General features: G+C 58.1%; 15 protein-coding genes and 3 tRNA genes. 11 read left to right on the forward strand and 7 right to left on the reverse strand.

Annotation, left to right across the window (positions count from 1 at the left end; translation table 11 throughout):
- Nucleotides 1-57 precede the first annotated feature (57 nt).
- Both ppk1 and gyrB read right to left on the reverse strand, forming a co-directional pair.
- A complete protein-coding gene (gene ppk1, locus KYK14_RS07850; protein ID WP_243900086.1) occupies nt 58-2394 on the reverse strand; it encodes a polyphosphate kinase 1 in 2337 nt (778 codons plus the stop codon).
- Between the two features lie 149 nt (nt 2395-2543).
- Complete coding sequence (gene gyrB, locus KYK14_RS07855; protein WP_185283311.1) at nt 2544-4520, reverse strand: DNA topoisomerase (ATP-hydrolyzing) subunit B; 1977 nt, start codon at nt 4518-4520, stop codon at nt 2544-2546.
- Nucleotides 4521-4772: 252 nt separating this feature from the next.
- On the opposite strand from gyrB, the gene KYK14_RS07860 reads away from it, so the two are divergent.
- The gene (locus tag KYK14_RS07860) at nt 4773-4985 is read left to right on the forward strand and encodes a hypothetical protein (RefSeq protein ID WP_219158298.1); all 213 of its coding nucleotides are present in this window, start codon (nt 4773-4775) and stop codon (nt 4983-4985) included.
- A 99-nt stretch (nt 4986-5084) separates the two neighbouring features.
- Here KYK14_RS07860 and KYK14_RS07865 read toward each other — a convergent pair whose 3' ends face one another.
- Nucleotides 5085-5822 (reverse strand): SDR family NAD(P)-dependent oxidoreductase, encoded by a 738-nt coding sequence (locus KYK14_RS07865; protein ID WP_219158300.1) that lies wholly within the window; start codon nt 5820-5822, stop codon nt 5085-5087.
- 52 nt (nt 5823-5874) lie between these two features.
- Complete coding sequence (locus KYK14_RS07870) at nt 5875-7191, reverse strand: family 1 glycosylhydrolase (RefSeq protein WP_219158302.1); 1317 nt, start codon at nt 7189-7191, stop codon at nt 5875-5877.
- Nucleotides 7192-7493: 302 nt separating this feature from the next.
- Here KYK14_RS07870 and KYK14_RS07875 point away from each other — a divergent pair, with 302 nt between their 5' ends.
- Nucleotides 7494-8564, forward strand: coding sequence for a 3-oxoacyl-ACP synthase III family protein (locus KYK14_RS07875; protein WP_208306085.1), 1071 nt, complete (start codon nt 7494-7496; stop codon nt 8562-8564).
- A gap of 72 nt (nt 8565-8636) precedes the next feature.
- Here the strand turns inward: KYK14_RS07875 and KYK14_RS07880 are convergent.
- The 3 genes from KYK14_RS07880 to KYK14_RS07890 all read right to left on the reverse strand — a co-directional run bounded on the left by KYK14_RS07880 (nt 8637) and on the right by KYK14_RS07890 (nt 9026).
- Nucleotides 8637-8710, reverse strand: a tRNA-Arg gene (locus tag KYK14_RS07880).
- 52 nt (nt 8711-8762) lie between these two features.
- A tRNA-Pro gene (locus KYK14_RS07885) sits at nt 8763-8836 on the reverse strand.
- A 102-nt stretch (nt 8837-8938) separates the two neighbouring features.
- Nucleotides 8939-9026: transfer RNA gene (locus KYK14_RS07890), tRNA-Ser, on the reverse strand.
- 196 nt (nt 9027-9222) lie between these two features.
- On the opposite strand from KYK14_RS07890, the gene KYK14_RS07895 reads away from it, so the two are divergent.
- The 9 genes from KYK14_RS07895 to KYK14_RS07935 all read left to right on the forward strand — a co-directional run bounded on the left by KYK14_RS07895 (nt 9223) and on the right by KYK14_RS07935 (nt 20424).
- On the forward strand, nt 9223-10194 hold the full coding sequence (locus KYK14_RS07895) for a VWA domain-containing protein (protein WP_219158304.1): 972 nt from the start codon (nt 9223-9225) through the stop codon (nt 10192-10194).
- Nucleotides 10191-11183, forward strand: a complete 993-nt coding sequence (locus KYK14_RS07900; RefSeq protein ID WP_219158305.1) for a tetratricopeptide repeat protein — start codon at nt 10191-10193, stop codon at nt 11181-11183. Before KYK14_RS07895 ends, KYK14_RS07900 begins: the two co-directional genes overlap by 4 nt.
- Nucleotides 11184-11316: 133 nt before the next feature.
- Nucleotides 11317-12501 carry an acetyl-CoA C-acyltransferase gene (locus KYK14_RS07905; protein WP_208306082.1) on the forward strand — a complete coding sequence of 395 codons (1185 nt, stop codon included), beginning with the start codon at nt 11317-11319 and terminating at the stop codon, nt 12499-12501.
- A 172-nt stretch (nt 12502-12673) separates the two neighbouring features.
- The gene (locus KYK14_RS07910; protein ID WP_219158307.1) at nt 12674-14029 is read left to right on the forward strand and encodes a sigma-54-dependent transcriptional regulator; all 1356 of its coding nucleotides are present in this window, start codon (nt 12674-12676) and stop codon (nt 14027-14029) included.
- Nucleotides 14030-14463: 434 nt separating this feature from the next.
- Nucleotides 14464-14574 (forward strand): potassium-transporting ATPase subunit F, encoded by a 111-nt coding sequence (locus KYK14_RS07915; protein ID WP_219158309.1) that lies wholly within the window; start codon nt 14464-14466, stop codon nt 14572-14574.
- Nucleotides 14575-14656: 82 nt separating this feature from the next.
- Complete coding sequence (gene kdpA / locus KYK14_RS07920) at nt 14657-16360, forward strand: potassium-transporting ATPase subunit KdpA (RefSeq protein WP_219158311.1); 1704 nt, start codon at nt 14657-14659, stop codon at nt 16358-16360.
- Between the two features lie 124 nt (nt 16361-16484).
- The gene (kdpB, locus tag KYK14_RS07925; protein ID WP_219158313.1) at nt 16485-18518 is read left to right on the forward strand and encodes a potassium-transporting ATPase subunit KdpB; all 2034 of its coding nucleotides are present in this window, start codon (nt 16485-16487) and stop codon (nt 18516-18518) included.
- 111 nt (nt 18519-18629) lie between these two features.
- Nucleotides 18630-19196: a potassium-transporting ATPase subunit KdpC gene (gene kdpC, locus KYK14_RS07930; protein ID WP_185283258.1), complete on the forward strand. Its 567-nt coding sequence runs from the start codon at nt 18630-18632 to the stop codon at nt 19194-19196.
- A 136-nt stretch (nt 19197-19332) separates the two neighbouring features.
- A complete protein-coding gene (locus KYK14_RS07935; RefSeq protein ID WP_219158315.1) occupies nt 19333-20424 on the forward strand; it encodes a porin in 1092 nt (363 codons plus the stop codon).
- Nucleotides 20425-20444: the final 20 nt, after the last annotated feature.

A 20444-nucleotide genomic window follows, 5' to 3' on the forward strand; every position in this document is an offset into this window, starting at 1 on the left:
GCTCAGGATGACAGACGCTTTTGCATTTACAAATTCACAAACTCACAACTTCACCTTTTAGTCCTTGCTCGGCCCTAAATGATGGTTCGGCGTTTCCAGCATTTCTTCCGATTCGTCGCATTCTTCTTCGCCCAGGGCGGCCACGGCCAGCGGGTCGAGCAGCTCGTCGGCGGGCACTTCGGGGGCGGTGCCGGCTACGGCGGCCTGCTGGGCGGTAGCCATCACCGACTCGGTGTGGCGGCGTTGCTTGTCCAGTAGTTCCAGGAGGCCTTCAGGCGTGGCATTGGCCAACAGCTCCGCATCAGGCACGTAGAAGGCCCGGTGAATGTCGATAGCCGCCTCATCAGCGCCCGGTTTGAGGCGCACGTAGGCGCCGTCTTCGCGCATGAGGTAGGAATTCTGGTTGTCCAATAGGTTCATCATCAGGATGCTGATGGCCTCGCGCTTGAGCTGCGGATTCACAATCAGGAACAGTGCCTCAATGCGCCGGTCGAAGGAGCGCACCATGATATCGGCCGAGCCGGCGTATACTTTCGGTTGCCCGGCTTGGTGGAAGTAAAACAGGCGCGAGTGCTCCAGGTAATCGCCCACAATGCTGCGCACCTCGATGTTCTCACTTAGCCCTACCCTACCCGGCCGCAGGCAGCAAATGCCGCGCACCACAAACCGGATAGGCACACCGGCCTTGCTGGCTTTGTAGAACTCATCTATTATCTCTTTGTCCTCCAAGGAGTTCATTTTCATCACAATGCCGCTGGGCAGGCCCTTTTTGGCATTCTTCACTTCCTCCCGAATGAGGTGGATGAGCTGCTGGCGCATGTCTTTGGGCGCCGTGATGAGGTACTCGTAATCGTCGGGTTGGGAGTGACCGGTGATGACATTGAAGAATTCCGACACGTCGTGGCCGTACACGTCGTTGGTCGTCAGCATGCTCACGTCGGTGTAGAGGCGCGAGGTTTGCTCGTTGTAGTTACCCGATCCGATGTGCACGTAGCGCGTGACCTTCTCGCCTTCCTTGCGGATGATCTGCAACATCTTGGTGTGGGTCTTGTACTTCCCTACCCCATAAATTACGAAGCAGCCAGCCTTTTCCAGCTTGGCGCCCTCGCGGATGTTGCGTTCCTCATCGAAGCGCGCCTTCACCTCAAACAGCACCGACACGTGCTTGCCGTTCTCGGCCGCCTTCAGCAGTGCCGCCGACACGCGCGAGTCCTCGGCCAAGCGGTAGATGGTTTGCTTGATACCCAGCACATACGGGTCTTCGGCGGCCTGCTCCAACAGCCGCACCATGGGCTCGATGCTGTTGTAGGGGTGGTGCAGCAGCACGTCGTAGTGCTTGAGGTACTCAAACAGGTTTTCCTCGGCACCTTCGGGTAGGCTGAGCGGGGGCACGGCCGAGGGCATACGGGCTCCCTTTCCCCGGAAGTTGGGGTGCTTCAGAATCTGAAATAAGCCTTTCATATCCATCAATGAGTTTATAACAAACACGTTGCCGTTATCAATCTTCCACCGTTCCTTCAGCACGTTTAGCAGTATCGGCGAGGCGTTTTGCTCGATTTCCAGACGCACTACCCTACCCTTCTTGCGTGTCTTCAGTCCCGACTGAATTTCCTTGATGAAGTCCACGTCAATGTCGTCTGACTCTTCCAGCGTGAAATCGCCATTGCGGGTGATGCGGAACAGGTTGGCCGCCAGAATGTCTACGTTGCGGAACAGCTTGGGTAGGTTGGCCCGCACAATCTCCTCAATGGGCACAAACAGCACCTTATCCTTGCGAGACAACTCGAAGAAGCGCGCCAGGTTCTGCGGAATCTGCACAAAGGTGAGGCGCTCCTGCCCTTTTTCCAGGTCGCCGTCGCCCAGGCTGCCGCTACCCGCCCGCGTCACTACCCCGAAAATGAGCATCTGGTTCATCATCATCGGGAAGCCGTGGTAGGAATCGTATACCATGGGCGTGAGCAGCGGAAACACCGTGTTTTTGAAATAGCCGTCGGCCTTTTTCAACTCGGTTTCCGTCAGGTCCTCCATTTTCAGAATGTTAAAGCCATTCTTCTCGAACAAGGGCTTCAGCTCATTCAAAAACGTGAGCGACTGGTCGTTTACGAAGCGGTGGGCAAAGTCCAGCAGCTTGCGCCGGAAGGGCAGCTCGCGCAGGCCAGAGTAGTCGATGCGCTCCTTGCCGTAGTCGAGGTAGTTGTACAGTGACCCTACCCGAATCATGAAAAATTCGTCGAGGTTGCTGGAAGTGATGGCCAGGAATTTCAGGCGGTCGAACAGCGTGCGCGCCGTGTCCTTCGCCTGGTCGAGCACGCGGTAATTGAAGCGCATCCAGCTCAGGTCGCGGCTGATGTACTTGCTCTTGCGGATGAGGTCGGAAGATTTAAAAAGCTTCATAAAGTAAATAGGGCGGGCTACGGAAAGAGAATTGGCAAGATACACGCTGTATTACCAGCTTCTGTTGTGCCAATCACAATAAATCATACGAAAGCGCGGTAGATAGATGCAAAGAAAAAGCCCGCTGATCGGCGGGCTTTTTCGAATCACTATACGTCCAATTTGGCGTACTTGGCGTTTTTCTCGATAAACTCGCGGCGGGGTCCTACCTCGTCGCCCATCAGCATGGAGAACAGGTGGTCGGCCTCGGCCGCCGATTCTACCGTTACCTGCTTCAGAGAGCGGGTTTCGGGCTGCATAGTGGTTTCCCACAGCTGCTCGGCGTTCATCTCGCCCAAGCCCTTGTAGCGCTGCACGTTCACCGATTCGGGCTTGCCTTTGCCCATTTCTTCTTGGGCATCCATGCGCTCTTGTTCGGTCCAGCAGTAGCGCTCCTCCTTACCTTTTTTCACGAGGTAGAGCGGGGGTAGGGCAATGTAGATATAGCCCCGGTCCACCAGCTCGCGCATGTAGCGGAAGAAGAACGTCAGAATCAGCGTGCGGATGTGCGAGCCGTCGATGTCGGCGTCGGTCATGATGATGACCTTGTGGTAGCGCAGCTTGTCGATGTTCAGGGAGCTATTGGTGGTGCCATCGTCTTCACTCACCTTCTTCTCCATGCTCACGCCCAGGGCCGTAATCATGTTCCGAATTTCCTGGTTTTCGTAGATGTGGTGCTCCTGCGCCTTCTCTACGTTCAGGATTTTACCACGGAGCGGCAAAATGGCCTGGAAGCCCCGGTTACGGCCCTGCTTGGCGGTACCGCCAGCCGAGTCACCTTCCACCAGATACAATTCACAGATAGCAGGGTCCGTCTCGGAGCAGTCGGCCAGCTTGCCGGGTAGAGCTGTAGAGCCCAGCACGGTTTTGCGCTGCACCATTTCGCGCGCCTTACGGGCCGCAATACGCGCCTTAGCCGCCAAAATTACCTTCTCGATGATGATGCGGGCTTCCTTGGGGTTTTCTTCCAAGAACTGGTTCAGGATTTCGCCCACTACCGTATTCACGGCGCCGCTCACGTCGGAATTACCAAGCTTGGTTTTGGTTTGGCCCTCAAACTGCGGCTCCTGCACTTTCACGGAAATAACGGCCGTGAGGCCCTCACGGAAGTCGTCGCCCTGAATCTCAACCTTGGCCTTCTCCAGCATACCCGACTTATCGGCGTAGGCCTTAAGCGTGCGGGTAAGAGCCGCCCGGAAGCCAGCCACGTGCGTGCCGCCCTCGTGGGTGTTGATGTTGTTGACGTAGCTGAAGATGTGCTCCTGGTAGGAATCGTTGTACTGCAACGCTACTTCTACCGGGGTGCCACCCTTCTCGCTCTCCACGTGAATGGGGCGGGGCATGAGCACCGTACGACCATTGTCGAGGTACTGTACAAACTCCGACAGGCCACCGTGCGAGAAGAACTCCTCGCCCAGGTAGCTGCCATCTTCCTGCTGCTCGCGGCGGTCTGTGAGTACAATGCGAATACCTTTGTTGAGGTAGGCCAACTCGCGCAAACGTCCGGCAATGGTTTCATACTTATACACCGACTCCGTGAAGATGGTGTTGTCGGGCAGGAAGTCAACCTGCGTACCATGCTCTTCGGTTTCGCCGATTTCTCTAACAGGATACTGCGGGAAGCCAATTTTGTATTCCTGCTCGTACATTTTGCCTTTGCGGCGCACGGTCACTTTCAGGTCCTGGCTAAGCGCGTTCACGCAGCTCACGCCTACCCCATGCAAACCGCCCGATACCTTGTAGCTGTCCTTGTCGAACTTGCCACCGGCGTGCAGCACGGTCATCACCACTTCCAAGGCCGAGCGGCCTTCTTTCTGGTGAAAGTCGACGGGAATGCCGCGGCCGTTGTCGCGGACGGTGATGGAATTGTTTTCGTTGATGGTCACCTCAATCCGGTCGCAATAACCGGCCAGGGCTTCATCAATGGAGTTATCTACTACTTCCCACACCAAGTGGTGGAGGCCTTTCACACCAATATCGCCAATGTACATGGCCGGGCGCTTGCGCACGGCTTCGAGTCCTTCGAGTACCTGAATGCTATCCGCGGTATACTCCACGGGGACTTTATTTTCGGTGGTTTCGCTCATGTGTCGCTTGTTGTTTCAGCGCAAAGTTTAATAGACAAAGATACCGATTTTATCCGGTTTTTGCCAGTTTTAGTCCGGTTTACAGCCCGTAAGCGTTGCTGTTAAATCGGGGGTTACTGTGGCCGCCAATCAGCTGTTTTTTCTGGGTAGGGAGCTGCTATCTGGGGCTGGCAACGGGTAAGAACGCACGGCTCAACTTGTAATTATAAAAGTATATCGATATATTAAGCTTCTCACCAAACTCCAACTGCCATGGCTACTCTACTCGCGCTTGCTGGTCGGCCCACGAAGGTTCGGCGTCTTCTGTCACTGAAATGGCAACGCTCGTCGCTGCTCACCACAGTGCACCAGTTCCACAAAGCAGAACGACTACGAAAACAGCAGGCGTTGCAGGCACAGGAGGAGTCTCGCTCCTACGGCTATGCCTGGGTGAGTGCCTGCCAGGGCTTTGCCTCCATTTTCTGATTTTCATTTCACTAAGCTTATACAAAAGCCCGCTGCTACATCAGGTAGCAGCGGGCTTTTGCATGGTGGCCGTCTCACAACGGTTACTCGTCTTGGCTCTTACAGCTGGGCCAGGCGGCCGCCGTCTACGCGAAGCAGGGCGCCTTGTATAAACGTAGAGTCGTCGGAGGCGAGGTAGGCAATGGCGGCAGCTACGTCTTCGGGCTTGCCCACGTTGGTGGGGTCAATCTTTTCTACCCCACTTTTGATGTTGGGATTGTCCCAGAGCATGGGTGTGTCGATAGCGCCTGGCAGCACGGAGTTCACCCGGATGTTCTTAGGCTGTCCTTCCAATGCCGAGGAGCGCGTGAGCGACAGCACTGCCGCCTTAGCCGCTGCGTAGGGCGCTACCAGCGGGCTGGTCTCTATGGCGTGAATGCTGGATACATTGACAATGGTGCCGCCCTTGGGCATGTGTAAAAACGCCTGCTTGGTGAAGTAGAATGTGCCAAGTAAATCCACGCTCAGCACGCGCATCCAGTCGTCGCCGGTGAGTTCTTCTAGGGGCTTAAAGTCCATCAGGCCAGCGTTGTTGATGATAATATCCAGTTGCCCGAAATGCTTCAGCGTACTAGCCACGGTGGCTTCCACCTTCTTTTCCTTAGCCACGTCGCATACGCTGGTCCGCACGTCGGGGGCGCCGGCGTCTTTCACCGTTTGCGCCGCCGCTTTCAGTTTTTCATTATCAAGGCCTACCAACATCAGGCGGGCACCTTCTGAGGCCAAGCGCTTGGCCACGGCTAAGCCAATGCCACTATCACCGCCGGTTACCAGCGCTACTTTATTTTCAAATCGCATGCTCTACTTGGTTCGTACTCTGAAAAGAATCGGGAGGGGAAACTCGACAGTACTACGGCTCCGGGGAAGGTGTGTTGGCCGGCGCGGTCGATTTATCGCGTTGCGCCTGTTTAGCCTGCGTTTTCTTTTTGTGCGCCCACTGCTCGTCGCTTTCGCTGGGTAGGATGATGGGCACCTGCAAGCACACACTCTGAGCGGGTAGTACTTGGCGCCAATCGTGGATGAGCTGCTTGTAGGCCTCCCCTACCGGCCGGATGTTGCGGTCGAGGTCGTAGAGGCCCAGAGGGTTCACATGGCCGTTGTTTTCGCGCAGGGCCGTATCCCAGTCTACTTGGTCGGTGAGCGAGTACCAGGTGAAGCCCACAATGGGCACGCCGTCGTTGCGCACGCGTAGCACGTTGGCCCACTCCTTCCAGAGCCACTGCACGGCCTCGTCGCCGTTGGGGCCTTGCCAGAGGTTGGTTTCGGTGTGCATTACAGGGAGGCGGTACCGGTCGTGGTACTGTTGGGTGATGACGTGGTAGCCAAATATCTCGCCCGACGCGGTGGTGCTGCCATCGGCACGCACGCGATGCTCGTTGGTCTTGTAGTAGTCGTTGCCCATAATGCAATGGTGCTTGAGGTTGCTCTTCAAGAAGAAGTGGTATTCCTCGCGCGTCATGCCATTATCCAGCAGATACTCATACATCTCGGAGTCTACCCGTCGCCCGTAGTTCAGGTCCAGCGACAGAAACCGCTTGGCGTTCAGCAGCTCAGCAGGCTTGATGGCCGCGGGGTTCTCGGCGTGGAAATACTCCGACGACTCGCTCTGGATAAACAGCGCATCTGGGCGCACCTCTAGGATGGCCTGCATGGCCAACACGTTGGCTTTTACGATGTATTTGAGAGCCCTCACGAAAGCCTGGTCGCTGGCCAGTTGCTCGTTCCACCAGCCATAGAGGGCCGAAAACTCGGCGCAGATATACATTTCATTGACCGGCGTATAGAGCTGTACCCACGGAAAACGCTCGGAAAACGCCCGCGCATATTGCGCGAAGAGGGCAGGAAAATCGCCGTTCTGAAAATTTCCTACCCAGTCGGGCACACCGAAGTGGCATAGGTCTACGATGGGCACAATGTCGCGCCGCCGCAACTCTCCAAACGTTTCATCCGCAAACGACCAATCGTACTTGCCCGGCCCTAGAAACGTGGTATGAATGGGCGGCCCATAGCGCAGAAACGAAATACCCAGCTCTTGCACCAGGTCAAAATCGGTGCGCCAGTGCTTGTAGTGGCCGCATTTTTCCAGCTCATCTACCCGCTCTTTTCCGTTTTGGATAGTGGGGTTGCTGTTTTCGATGCCAGTAGCGAAGAGAAATTGGGAGGACATGGGCGGACGTAAATCGTGATGAGAAAGGGTAGGCAGTCCTCGGATACGTACCACTACCAGCAGTTTTCTTAGCGAATACTGCTTTTGTTTTGGTCACGCTGTTTTGCCAAACGCAGGTCCCTACCGCCGTGTGGTTTGGCCTCTAGATACCATAGCACATTTTCAGCCGCAAGGCGTTACACTGCCTGTTTTCGCAAGAAATAATAGTAAATCCGATTAGGGGCTCAACAATAAGTGGTATCTATGGGTTTTCAAGCAATACACTGCCTACCCTTGGCGGTCATCACATCCCTCCTATCTCAATGATCCGATCCATCATTGCAGCTACGGGCAGCTATATCCCGGACACGGTCGTTGACAACCAGGACTTCCTAGCAACTCGTTTTTTTTCGGCCGAAGGCGCCGAAATACAACAGGCCCCAGCTACCATTCTGGAAAAATTCAGCGCCATTACCGGCATTCAAGCCCGGCGCTACGCCCACTCCGACCACACGGCGTCGGACCTGGGCTTTCTATCCGCACGAGAAGCCCTTACCAGCTCCGGCATTGATCCGGAAACGCTTGACTATATCATCGTTGCGCACAATTTTGGTGACGTAGTATCGGGCAGCAACCGCGTGGATATGGTGCCGTCGCTGGCTTCGCGCATCAAGGCCCGGCTGGCCATCCGCAACCCCGATTGCGTGGCCTACGATATGGCCTTTGGCTGCCCCGGCTGGCTGGAGGCCTTGGTGCAAGCCAGCTACTACATTCGCTCCGGCGACGCCCGGCGCTGCCTTGTTATCGGCACCGAAACCCTTTCCCGCATCGTTGACCCACACGACCGGGACACTATGCTGTTTAGCGATGGTAGCGGGGCGGTTATTCTGGAAGCCACCGAGCAGGAAGGCATTGGCATTCTGTCCCACCACACCCAAACGCACGCCCACGAGTATGCCAGCCTCTTACAAATGGGCAAATCTTATAACCCGGAAAGAGCCAACGACCCAGACCGTTATATGAAAATGAACGGCCGCCGGCTCTACGAGTTTGCGTTGCAACACGTGCCGTTGGTTATTCAAACGGCACTACAGAAAGCCAACGTACATCTTAATCAAGTGCGCAAGGTGCTCATTCACCAAGCCAATGAGAAGATGGATGTGGCCATTTTGCAGCGCCTCTTCAAGCTCTATGGGGAAGAATGCACCAACCAGGAGCTGATGCCCATGACCATCAGTTGGTTGGGAAATAGCTCAGTTGCCACCGTCCCTACCCTGCTCGATCTACTGCAAAAAGGCCAGCTACCCGGTCACCGCATCGACGCGGGTGACGTGGTATTGTTTGCTTCCGTAGGAGCCGGCATGAATATTAATGCACTGGTGTATCAGTTCTAACAGAACTCTTATAGCATATTTTTTATAGAAAAGGCCCTTAGCAGTGCGCTAAGGGCCTTTTTCGTTCTGCCGTGACCCCGATGTGATTCGAACACATGACCGGCTGCTTAGAAGGCAGCTGCTCTATCCAGCTGAGCTACGGGACCAAAAACAAAAAGCCGGCCGTCCGGCTAGGCGGACGGCCGGCTTCAGCACGGGTCGGGGTGGCAGGATTCGAACCTGCGGCCTCCTGCTCCCAAAGCAGGCGCGATACCGGGCTACGCTACACCCCGAAAAACAATTAAGAATTATGAATTAATAATTAGCAATTAAAATCGGCTCTGGTATACCAGATGATTTTTAATTATTAATTCATAATTCTTAACTACAAACAGCGGAGAGAGGGGGATTCGAACCCCCGGTAGCCTTTAGAGCTACGGCAGTTTAGCAAACTACTGGTTTCAGCCACTCACCCATCTCTCCAGAAGACGGCTATTCCGTCTGATTGGTGCGCAAATATACGACTGGAATGGAGAAATCAAGCATTTTCAAAAAATATCTTCCTCGCGGCGGCGTTGTCGGAAAAGCCGTGCTACCTAGCAAGAGCTATATTTGCCAGTATGAGTAACGTGAGGGCAACCCCTTATCAAATGAGACCCAACGGCTTGGGCAAAATTCAATGAATTGGGCTTACCCTCTTGGCTGGCCCGAACTGACGGCGCTGCTGGTCTTTCTTTTTTTATACATGGGCTACGCCGTGCGTACGTGGCGCCTAGCCGCCCCGCTCCAACAGCGCGGTTGGCGGCTGGCGTGGAAGCTGGTGCTGCGCCTCACCTATTTCAGCTTGCTGCTGGTGGCGCTGCTAGGTCCAGCTTATGGAATCACCCAGCAGCCCGTACGCACGGCCGGCAAAGATGTATGGCTGTTACTCGATGTGTCGCGCTCCATGGATGCGCCCGACGTGTCGCCTACCCGCCTGCTAAAGGCGCGGGCCGAGCTGAGCGAATTGATCAACCGGTTTCAAGCTGACCGTATTGGGTTGGTGGTATTTGCGGCTGATGCTTACGTGCAGTGTCCGCTGACGTATGACCAGAGCGCGTTGCAGCTGTTTGTGAATACCATCCAGACGAATTTGCTGCCTGCTGGCACTACGGATCTGGCGCCGGCGTTGGACTTGGTGCTGGCCCGGCTAAGTGCCACGCCCCAGCCCGCGGGAAGCCCGCCCCGGGCCACGGCGTTGGTGCTGGTGAGCGACGGCGAGGATTTCGGGGAAAACCTGGAGCCCACGGTGCGCCAGCTGACCCGCTCGGGCGCCCGACTGTTTACAGTAGGGGTAGGTACGCCCGAAGGCAGCCGCATCCCCCGCAAAGGTGGCTACGTGCGCGACGCCAACGGCCGCGACGCTATTACGCGCCTAGAGCCGAAGACGCTGCGCCGCTTGGCCGAACAAACCGGCGGGCAGTATTTTGAGTTGACAGATCAGCGCAACGAGTTTCCGCTGCTCGTGAATGCCCTAAACCGGGTGGAAGGCCAGGCCGAGCAGGTACGTACCGTGTCGGTGGCTGACAACCGCTACCGCTACCCTCTGGCCCTGGCGCTATTGCTTTTGGGGGTTGATATCTTGCTGACTGTGAAAATAATTCGTCCGTGAAAATCTTTGCTCTGTTGCTGGTTTTGTTGCTCAGTGGAGCCGGTGGGCTAGATCAACTCACTCGCATTCATCATCGCAACGTGGCCGTGCAGGAGGCGCAAGCAGCCTACGCCCGGCAGGATTTTGCGGCGGCGGCGCGCGCCTACCAGGCGGCCGTGGTGCAGTATGGCGCTACGGAAGATGCCATCATCCTGAACCTGGCGCATTCTTGCCTGCGGGCCGGCCAGTCGGCGCTGGCGCGCGCTTACTACGGCCAACTGCTAGACAGCCCTACCCGCACCGTGCGCAGCGTGGCGCAGCAGCAGCTGGCGCTGTTGGCCAGTCAGCGCGGCGAGTATGCTCAGGCAGTGAGGTTGCTGCGCCAAGCGCTGCTTGCCTCTCCTACCAATGCGGATGCCCGTTATAATTATGAGTTGCTCCGCGATTATCTGGCTCGTCGGCAGCAGTCGCCGGACATACCGCCGCCGGCTGTGCCGCCTACTGCCCAGGCTCCCAAAAAGCCTACCCCATCTCAGGAGCAACAGCAGCAGCAACGCCAGGCCGACACCGGACAGCAAGGCCAGCGCAACGACCCTACCCTACCCGACGACCCGCGTAATGCACCCCAGCCCCGTGCCGACCAGCGGGGTCAGCCCAACGCCAACCAACCCGATGCAGCGCCCGGCTCCGCGGCGCGGGGCGGTTTTCGGCCGGGTAGCGGCACCCGGCGCGAGGTAGCCACGGGCAACGCACCGGGTAGCGTGCGCGGCCTCAGCAACGACGAAACCGGCCCTACCGCACGTCAGGGAGCTAGCCGGCGAGCCGGCACCGACCTGGCCACCGACGAATCCCAATTGCAGACCCAACGCGCCCGCCTGGAGCAGATGAACCTCAGCCCCGACAAAGCACGACAGCTCCTGAACGCGTTGGGCGCCGCCGAACAGCAATATTTGCAGCAGATTCCGCACAAAGCAGAAAAGAAACCCGATTCCGACAAACCAGCGTGGTGATTGTTGATAGGTTGATTCTTGATGTGGCGATGTACGAATCAATTTTCGACACATTAATTAGTTAGCATATCAACTCATTTAAGAATCAACACGTCAATAATCACCACATCAAATCCCACCCCACCCTTTTGTTATGCAAATCAAAGACGTAGTAATTGTAGCCGCTGTTCGTACTCCTATTGGTAGTTTCGGCGGTAGTCTGTCCTCTCTCTCGGCTACGGAGTTGGGCGGTATTGCCCTCAAAGGGGCCTTAGATAAAGCCGGTGTTTCGCCTGATCAAGTACAGCAGGTGATTATGGGCAACGTGATTTCGGCCAATTTGGGCCAAGCCCCCGCCCGCCAGGCGGCCCGCAACGCCGGCCTCCCCGACACGGTGGAGTGCACCACTGTGAACAAAGTGTGCGCTTCGGGCACCAAAGCTATCATGTTCGGGGCGCAGGCCATTATGCTAGGTCAGGCCGACGTGGTGCTGGCCGGTGGCATGGAGAGCATGAGCAACGTGCCGTACTACCTCGACAAAGCGCGTTTTGGAGCGAAGTATGGTCATGGCCAGATGATTGACGGCCTGGTGCGCGACGGCCTCTGGGACCCCTACCACGACTACGCGATGGGCAACGCGGCCGAAAACACGGCCAAGGAAATGGGCTTCACCCGCGAGCAGCAGGATGAGTTTGCCATTGAGTCGTACACCCGTAGCGCCAAAGCGGCCCAGGAAGGCAAGAAAAAGGACGAGATTGTGCCCGTGACTATCACCAGCCGAGGCAAGACCACGGTGGTAGAAGACGATGAGGAATACCTCAAAGTAGACTTTGCGAAACTGCCCGGCCTGAAGCCTGCGTTCCTGAAAGACGGCGGCACCGTAACGGCCGCCAACGCTTCTACCCTCAACGACGGTGCCGCCGCCGTGCTACTCATGAGCCGCGAAAAGGCCGAAGAATTGGGCGTAACGCCCCTGGCCCGCATCCGCGGTTTCGCCGATGCCGAGCAGGCGCCGGAGTGGTTTACTACCTCGCCTTCTTTGGCTATTCCGAAAGCGCTGAAGCACGCCGGCGTAGATGCGTCGGAGGTTGATTTCTACGAGATTAACGAGGCGTTTTCGGTAGTTTCGCTGGCAAATAATAAGCTGCTGAACCTGGAAGGCACCAAGGTAAACGTGTACGGCGGCGCTGTAAGCTTAGGCCACCCGCTGGGCGCCAGCGGCGCCCGCATCGTGACGACGCTGGTGAATGTGCTGCACCAGGAAGGCGGCAAAATCGGCGTGACGGGCATCTGCAACGGCGGCGGTGGGGCAAGTAGCATAGTGATTGAGCGGTTGTAGTCGATTAGCTGACGCCAGACCGTCATGCTAAGCTTGTCGAGGAATCTCGCGTGCTGACGACAGATAGTATCTCACATCAGCACGCGAGATTCCTCGACAAGCTCAGCATGACGGTCTTGTTTTTTTCAAATCAACCTTAGCAACAATGGGCGCGTGCTACGCGCCCCTACCTATGCCTACCGGAACCATTCTGCTCATCGACGACGAAGCCGTGCTGCGCCAGGCCATTGCCCGCACTTTGGAGCTAGAAGGATACACCGTGCGCCAAGCCTCCGATGCTAAGCGCGGCCTGGAGGAGCTGCGCGCCCACGCCGAGGAAGTGCTGGTAGTGTTGTCGGATGTGAAGCTACCCGACGGTCGCGGCCTCGACCTGCTACCCCGCTACCGCGCCTTGGCGCCCCTGGCCGAGGTGGTGCTCATGACCGCCTACGGCACCATTGCCGACGGCGTGCGGGCTATGAAGGAAGGCGCTTTTGATTACCTCACCAAAGGCGATGCCGACGACCAGCTAGTGGTAGTGGTAGACCGCGCTGCCGACAAAGCGCGCTTGCAACACCGCGTGGCTACGCTGGAAAAAAAGGTAGGCACGCAGTACAGTTTCGACTCGATGATTGGGCACGCGCCAGCCCTGGAGCAGGCCAAAACCGTGGCGCAGCAAGTAGCCCTCACGGATGCTACCGTGCTCCTGGAAGGTCCTACCGGCGCGGGCAAGGAGCTGTTTGCCCAGGCCATTCACCAGGGTAGCGGGCGCCGGGGCAAGCCGCTTGTAGCGCTCAATTGCTCGGCTTTTCCGAAGGATTTGCTGGAATCGGAGCTGTTTGGGTATAAGAAAGGTGCTTTCACGGGGGCGCTGACTGATAAGAAAGGCCAGATGGAAGAAGCCAGCGGTGGCACTCTGTTTCTGGATGAGATTGGGGAGCTGGAAGCCGGCGCCCAGGCCAAGCTGCTGCGCGCCCTCGAAACCCAGGAGTTTACCAAGCTCGGCGACAGCAAGCCTACCCGCGTGAACGTGCGCCTGGTGGCTGCCACCAACCGCAACCTACGCCAGGAAGCCGCCGACGGTCATTTCCGCCCCGATTTGTACTACCGCCTGTCAGTCGTCACGATTCAGGTGCCGGCCCTGAGTGCCCGCCGCGCCGACGTGCCGGCGCTGGTGACGCACTTTGCCCGGCAGTTTGCGGTCAAGCTGCGCCGCCAGCCCTTAGAAATCAGCCCTGAAGCCATGCAGGCGCTGGCAGCCTACCCCTGGCCGGGCAACGTGCGCGAGCTAAAGAATGTGCTGGAGCGCGCCTCCATTCTTACCCCGCCCAACCATGCCCTTGCCGTGGATGACCTGCCACTGGAAATTCAGCTGGCCACCACCACCAACGCCTCTACCCCCGACGACCCGCGCAGCCTGCGCAACGCCGAAAAGCAGCACATCCAGCGCGTGATGGTGGAAGCGGGCGGCAACAAGGCCGAGGCGGCGCGGGTACTGGGCATCGCGCACACCACGCTCTACCGCAAGTTGCAGGAATACGGGTTGTAAGAAATTTGCCTTGCGCCTGGACGGTGTAGAGACGCATACTTGCGTCTCTACACCGTCCAGGCGCTTCTAAGATTTCGTTCAGCTGTTCGCGGCCACGCCTTACCCGGCGGGGCCGCACGCATTTAGCGGTAATCAACTCTGTTCAGCCACTAGCATTTCGCACACCGGACTAGCAAAACGCTAGTCCGGTGTCCTGCTTTATGGGGTAGCAGGATCTGCGTATTTTATTTTTTATCACTGCTTATCAATTAGTTAAACACACTTTATCCAATAACCCAAGGGGGTAGGGCTGGGAATTGCTCACTGGTTGGCATCACCAATACACGCAAAAAGCATATGCCTACTCCCCTGCTTCTGCCGCTCCTTATGGCTACTGGTTGCGCCGGCTTCTGGCTGTTCTACCGTTCTATTTCCTTTTTCGAGCGCATCTGAAGGTGCGCCTTGACTTCTACCGCTACCCTACCATGATGCTTGCCCTGCTCCTGCTTTCTCTGGCCACTTTCGCCTACCTCAGCTACGTGCTGCTGAAGCCAGAAAAATTCTAGCTGCGAGTTGCCGGCTGTGAGCTGCGCGTCATCCACGCCAGGTCTCACCCCGACAACTACCAACTGACAACTACCCACTACAATGACTATCGAACTTATCGGCATCCTCCTAATAATGGGTGCCACGATGCTGCTGGCGGTGCCGCTGGGGCGCTACCTGGCCACCATCTACCGCGGCGATACAAGCTGGTCGGACTTTCTGGCGCCACTGGAACGCCTGCTGTTTCGTCTGGCCGGCATCGACCCTACCCGCGAAATGCGCTGGCAGCAGCATTTGCTGGCGCTGCTCACCATCAACCTGCTGTGGTTTTTCTGGGCGATGCTGGTGCTGACCACCCAAGGCAGCCTACCCCTCAACCCCGACCACAATCCCTCAATGCCCGCCGATCAGGCCTTTAATACGGCCATATCGTTTCTGGTGAACTGCAACTTGCAGCACTACTCCGGCGAGTCGGGCGTGACGTATTTCTCGCAGGTGTTCTGCCTGATGTTTCTGCAATTCGTGACGGCCGGCACGGGCATGGCGGCGTGCGTGGTGGTGTTCAACGCCCTGCGCGAAGGCACCACGGAAAAGCTCGGCAACTTCTACAATTACTTTGTGAAGAGCATCACGCGGGTGCTGCTGCCCCTGTCGTTGGCGCTGGCGCTGGTGCTGGTATTCCAGGGCACGCCCATGACGTGGGAAGGTAAAATGTCCCTCGTAACGGTGCAGGGCGATACCACGGCGGTGAGCCGTGGGCCGGCCGCTGCCCTCATCGGCATCAAGCAGTTGGGTACGAATGGCGGCGGTTTTTTCGGCGTCAACTCGGCCCACCCCCTCGAAAACCCTACCTACCTCACCAACGCCCTGGAAAACATGGGCATCCTGCTCATTCCGATGGCAATGGCCTTGGCCCTGGGGTACTACTTACGCCGCCCGCGCCTGGGTTGGATGGTGTTTGGGGTGATGACAGCGGGTTACCTGCTACTCCAACTCCCTACCCTCTACCTGGAAATGCACGGCAACCCCGCCCTCACCGCCATGGGCATTGACCAGCGCCTGGGCGCGCTGGAAGGCAAGGAGATGCGCCTGGGTGCGCCGGCCTCGGCGCTATGGGCCATCAGCACCACCGTCACCAGCAACGGCTCCGTGAATGCCATGCACGACTCGCTGATGCCGCTCTCCGGCATGAACACGCTGCTGGGCATGATGACCAACTCCTTCTATGGAGGGGTAGGGGTAGGCTTCCTGAACTTCTTCGTGTTCATCATCGTGGCCGTGTTTATCTCGGGGCTGCTGGTGGGGCGCACACCCGAGCTGCTGGGTAAGAAAGTGGAAGCCCGCGAGATGAAAATTGCCGTCATCATTGCGCTACTGCACCCGCTGCTAATTCTGGCCGGCACGGCCCTCACGGCCTACCTCTACGCCCGCAACCCCGCAGATTACGCCGGCTGGCTGGCCAATCCCGGCTACCACGGCTTTTCGGAAATGCTCTACGAATTCACATCCTCGGCTGCCAACAACGGCTCGGGTTTCGAGGGGCTGGGCGACAACACGCCCTGGTGGAATATCTCCACCGGCGTGGTGCTGCTGCTGGCGCGCTACTTACCCATCATCGGGCCGGTAGCCATTGCTGGCCTGCTGGCCGCCAAGAAGTACACGCCCGAATCGGCCGGCACGCTCCGCCTCGACACGGCCACGTTCGGCCTGATGGTCTTCTTCGTCATCTGGATTATCGCCGCCCTGGCCTTCTTCCCGGCCCTGGCGCTGGGGCCACTGGCCGAGCACGTTTCAATTGGCTATTAGCTGCTGGCTGTTAGCTGTCAGCTTTCCTTCTAGCGACAAGCTACCCAATTCTCAACTGTCACTAGCTTCTGTTTTTTCTATTAAAAGCTAATAGCCAACAGCTATCAGCTAACAGCTTAATAATATGTCTTCTCTCTTTCAACCCGCGCTGGTAGCGGAGGCTACTAAGCAAGCCTTCGTGAAGCTCGACCCGCGCACGATGTTCCGCAACCCGGTGATGTTTACCGTGGAACTGGGCACGGTGGTGATGCTTGTTGTCACGCTGGGTCTGCTGTTTCGGCCCGATGCGAGCCAGGGTAGCTTCGGCTACAACTTCACGGTATTTGTGGTGCTGCTGCTCACGTTGCTGTTCGCCAACTTTGCCGAAGCCATTGCCGAAGCACGCGGCAAGGCCCAGGCCAACTCCCTGCGCAAAACCCGCCAGGACACGCCCGCCCGCCTGCGCCTCGACAACGGCAGCTTTCAGCAAATCAGCTCGGCGCAGCTGCAAAAAGGCCAGATTTTCGTGGTCGAAGCCGGCGAAATCATCCCTACCGATGGGGAGATTGTGGAGGGCCTGGCTACCATCGACGAGTCGGCCATTACGGGCGAGTCGGCACCGGTGATACGCGAGGCCGGCGGCGACAAATCCAGCGTAACGGGCGGTACTACGGTGCTGTCGGACCGCATTGTGGTGCTGGTGACTACCGCCCCCGGCGAGTCGTTTCTCGATAAGATGATTGCCTTGGTGGAAGGCGCTTCGCGGCAGAAAACGCCCAACGAAATTGCCCTCACCATCCTGCTGGCCGGCTTCACGCTGGTGTTCATCATTGTGTGCGTCACGCTGAGCCCGTTTGCCGATTACGCCCAGACGCCCATCGCCATTTCGGCTTTCATTGCGCTGTTTGTATGCCTGATTCCGACCACCATTGGCGGACTGCTCTCGGCCATTGGTATTGCGGGCATGGACCGCGCCCTGCGCGCCAACGTCATCACCAAGAGCGGTAAAGCCGTAGAAACGGCCGGCGACATCGACGTGCTGCTGCTCGATAAAACCGGCACCATCACCATCGGCAACCGCAAGGCTACCCACTTCTGGCCCGCGCCGGGGGTAGACACCCGGCAGTTTGTGGAGGGCGCCACCGTCTCATCGCTCACCGACGAAACGCCCGAGGGCAAGAGCATTGTGGCCCTGGCCCGCGAGCAGCAGATCAGCCCCGAGCAGCTGCAAGGCAGGCTGGAAGGCGCCGAGCTAATCCGCTTCACGGCCGAAACCCGCAGCAGCGGCGTGACTCTCCCCGACGGCACGCGCATCCGCAAGGGCGCCGCCGACGCCATCCGTCAGCTCACCGAAAAAGCCGGCCACCCCTACCCCGCGGAAGTAGCCGAACGGGTGCAGGCCGTATCCGCCAACGGAGGTACGCCGCTAGTAGTCAGCCAAAACGACCAAGTGCTGGGCGTGGTGGAGTTGCAAGACATCATCAAGCCTGGCATTCAGGAGCGGTTTGCGCGCCTGCGGGCCATGGGCATCAAAACGGTGATGGTAACCGGCGACAACCCCCTCACGGCCAAGTTCATTGCCGAAAAAGCTGGCGTCGATGACTTCATTGCCGAGGCCAAGCCCGAGGACAAGATGCAGTACATCCGCGCCGAGCAGCAACAGGGCAGGCTGGTGGCCATGATGGGCGACGGTACCAACGACGCCCCCGCCCTGGCCCAGGCCGACGTAGGGGTGGCCATGAACTCAGGCACCCAGGCCGCTAAGGAAGCCGGCAACATGGTCGACCTCGACAACGACCCTACCAAACTCATTGAGGTAGTGGAGATTGGCAAGCAGCTGCTAATGACGCGCGGCACGCTCACCACCTTCAGCATCGCCAACGACGTGGCCAAGTACTTCGCCATTGTGCCAGCCTTGTTCATGACGGCCATTCCGGCCCTGGGCGCGCTCAACGTAATGGGGCTGCACTCGCCGCAGTCGGCTATTCTGTCGGCTGTGATTTTCAACGCGCTCATCATTCCGGCCCTGGTGCCGCTGGCCCTGCAAGGCGTGGCCTACAAACCCCTGGGCGCGGCGGCGCTGCTGCGCCGCAACCTGCTGGTGTACGGGGTAGGCGGCGTGGTGGTCCCGTTCGTCGGCATCAAGCTGATTGACCTGGTGGTCGGGCTTTTTGTGTAGCTGAATTAAGACAAACAAGAACGTCATGCTAATCGCCTAATCGGCGCAAACGACGCGGTAGAGATACTTCAATTCCGCTTAGCATGACAGCTTCTATAAACATCTATACCCATGAAAACGCATTTGCTTCCTGCTTTCCGTCTCACGCTGGTACTCCTTATTGTATGCTGCGTACTCTACCCGGCCGTGGTATGGGCCGTAGCTCAAGCCGCTCCCGGCCACGGGCAGGGCGTACAGGTGTCGCATAAGGGCCGCGTGGTGGGCTTCGCCAACGTAGGTCAGAAGTTTGATCGTCCTGAGTACTTCAACTCGCGCCCATCGGCCGTAGACTACCACGCCGACGGCTCGGGCGGCTCCAACAAAGGTCCCAGCAACCCCGAGTACCTATCCACGGTACGCACCCGCGTAAGCGAGTTTCTGCGCCAGAACCCTACCCAGCAAGGCTCAGTACCCGCCGAGCTAGTGACGGCCAGCGGCTCCGGCCTCGACCCGCACCTCTCGCCGGCCGGCGCCTATGCCCAGGTAGGGCGCATTGCCCGCCTGCGCAACCTACCCGAAGCCCGCGTGCGGGCGCTGGTAGCAGCCCATATTCACGAGCCACTGGTGGTGTTTTTCGGCCCGGCTACGGTGAACGTGCTGGAGCTGAACCTGGCCCTCGACTCATTGGCTAATCGATAGTTTAAAGTTCATATACCGACCGCACATTTGATACGGCGGTTAGCTATTAGCTCTTGTTCAACGAAAAGCGAACAGCTAACCGCCGTATCAAACGTGCGGTGCCTCTTACGCGCTTTACCTTGCGCAAAATCACCTCATGAAATACTTCGCATTTTTAGCGGCTACCGCCCTGAGCAGCACCACAGCACTGGCTCAGACGGATACTACCCAGACCGTCCCCGCGCCTTCCTCCCTCACCTACTACGGCTTCGTGGATGGCTACTACGGCTACGATTTCAACCACGGCCCTACCCACGACCGGCCCGCTTTTCTTTACTCCCACAACCGCCAAAACGAGTTTACCATCAATCAGGCGCTGGTAGGCATGCGCTACAACAACGACCGGGTGCGTGGGGCCGTGGGGCTGCACGCGGGCACCTACGTAAGTGCCAACTATGCCGCTGAAGACCAGGTACTCAAGCACGTATTTGAGGCGTACGCGGGCTTCCGACCGTTCAAGAAAGCCTGGTTAGACGTGGGCATTTTCGGCTCGCACATTGGGTTTGAGTCGGCTTTAAGCAAAGACAACTGGACGCTGACCCGCTCGCTGATGGCCGAAAACTCGCCCTATTACGAGTCGGGGGCGCGTTTGACCTACGAGATGGCGCCGGAGCTTACGCTGACCGGGCTGGTGCTCAATGGCTGGCAGAACATCCGCGAAACCAACCAGGCCAAGGCCCTGGGCACCCAAATTCAGTGGAAAATTTCGGACAAGCTGCTCCTTAATAGTAGCACGTTCTACGGCAACGAGCAGCCCCAGGACTCCGTGATTCGCCGCCGCTACTTCCACGATTTCTACCTCACCTACGCCGCTACCATCCGCCTGAGCGTGGCGGGCGTGTTTGATGTGGGCAAGCAGCAGAGCCAGGGCCGCCGCGGCTACGACACGTGGCACACCGGCGCGGCCTTCGTGAAGTACCAGCTCAGCGACCAATTTTCCACTACCCTGCGCGGCGAGTACTACTATGCCGAGCGTGGGGTGTTTATCAACAACATCACCCCCGCCCGCACCGACGCCGACTTCCGCACCAGCGGCGGCTCCCTCAACCTCGACTACCTACCTACCCCCAACGTGGCCGTGCGGGTAGAGGGCCGCTACCTGCGCGCCCGCAACGCCATCTTTCAGCACGACGACGGTTTCAGCCGCAACTACGGCAACCTGACCACCAGCGTGGCGCTGTCGTTCTAAGCGGCGGACAATCCGCTACC

The sequence above is a fragment of the Hymenobacter profundi genome (assembly GCF_019334315.1).
GTDB classification, from domain to species: Bacteria; Bacteroidota; Bacteroidia; order Cytophagales; family Hymenobacteraceae; genus Hymenobacter; species Hymenobacter profundi.

Coding starts and splice junctions, on each gene's coding strand:
- kdpA (WP_219158311.1), top strand. CDS start 14,657: ATGACTATCGAACTTATCGGCATCCTCCTAATAATGGGTGCCACGATG.
- kdpC (WP_185283258.1), top strand. CDS start 18,630: ATGAAAACGCATTTGCTTCCTGCTTTCCGTCTCACGCTGGTACTCCTT.
- ppk1 (WP_243900086.1), bottom strand. CDS start 2,394: ATGAAGCTTTTTAAATCTTCCGACCTCATCCGCAAGAGCAAGTACATC.
- KYK14_RS07910 (WP_219158307.1), top strand. CDS start 12,674: ATGCCTACCGGAACCATTCTGCTCATCGACGACGAAGCCGTGCTGCGC.
- KYK14_RS07905 (WP_208306082.1), top strand. CDS start 11,317: ATGCAAATCAAAGACGTAGTAATTGTAGCCGCTGTTCGTACTCCTATT.
- KYK14_RS07935 (WP_219158315.1), top strand. CDS start 19,333: ATGAAATACTTCGCATTTTTAGCGGCTACCGCCCTGAGCAGCACCACA.
- KYK14_RS07870 (WP_219158302.1), bottom strand. CDS start 7,191: ATGTCCTCCCAATTTCTCTTCGCTACTGGCATCGAAAACAGCAACCCC.
- gyrB (WP_185283311.1), bottom strand. CDS start 4,520: ATGAGCGAAACCACCGAAAATAAAGTCCCCGTGGAGTATACCGCGGAT.
- KYK14_RS07865 (WP_219158300.1), bottom strand. CDS start 5,822: ATGCGATTTGAAAATAAAGTAGCGCTGGTAACCGGCGGTGATAGTGGC.
- KYK14_RS07875 (WP_208306085.1), top strand. CDS start 7,494: ATGATCCGATCCATCATTGCAGCTACGGGCAGCTATATCCCGGACACG.
- KYK14_RS07895 (WP_219158304.1), top strand. CDS start 9,223: ATGAATTGGGCTTACCCTCTTGGCTGGCCCGAACTGACGGCGCTGCTG.
- KYK14_RS07860 (WP_219158298.1), top strand. CDS start 4,773: ATGGCTACTCTACTCGCGCTTGCTGGTCGGCCCACGAAGGTTCGGCGT.
- kdpB (WP_219158313.1), top strand. CDS start 16,485: ATGTCTTCTCTCTTTCAACCCGCGCTGGTAGCGGAGGCTACTAAGCAA.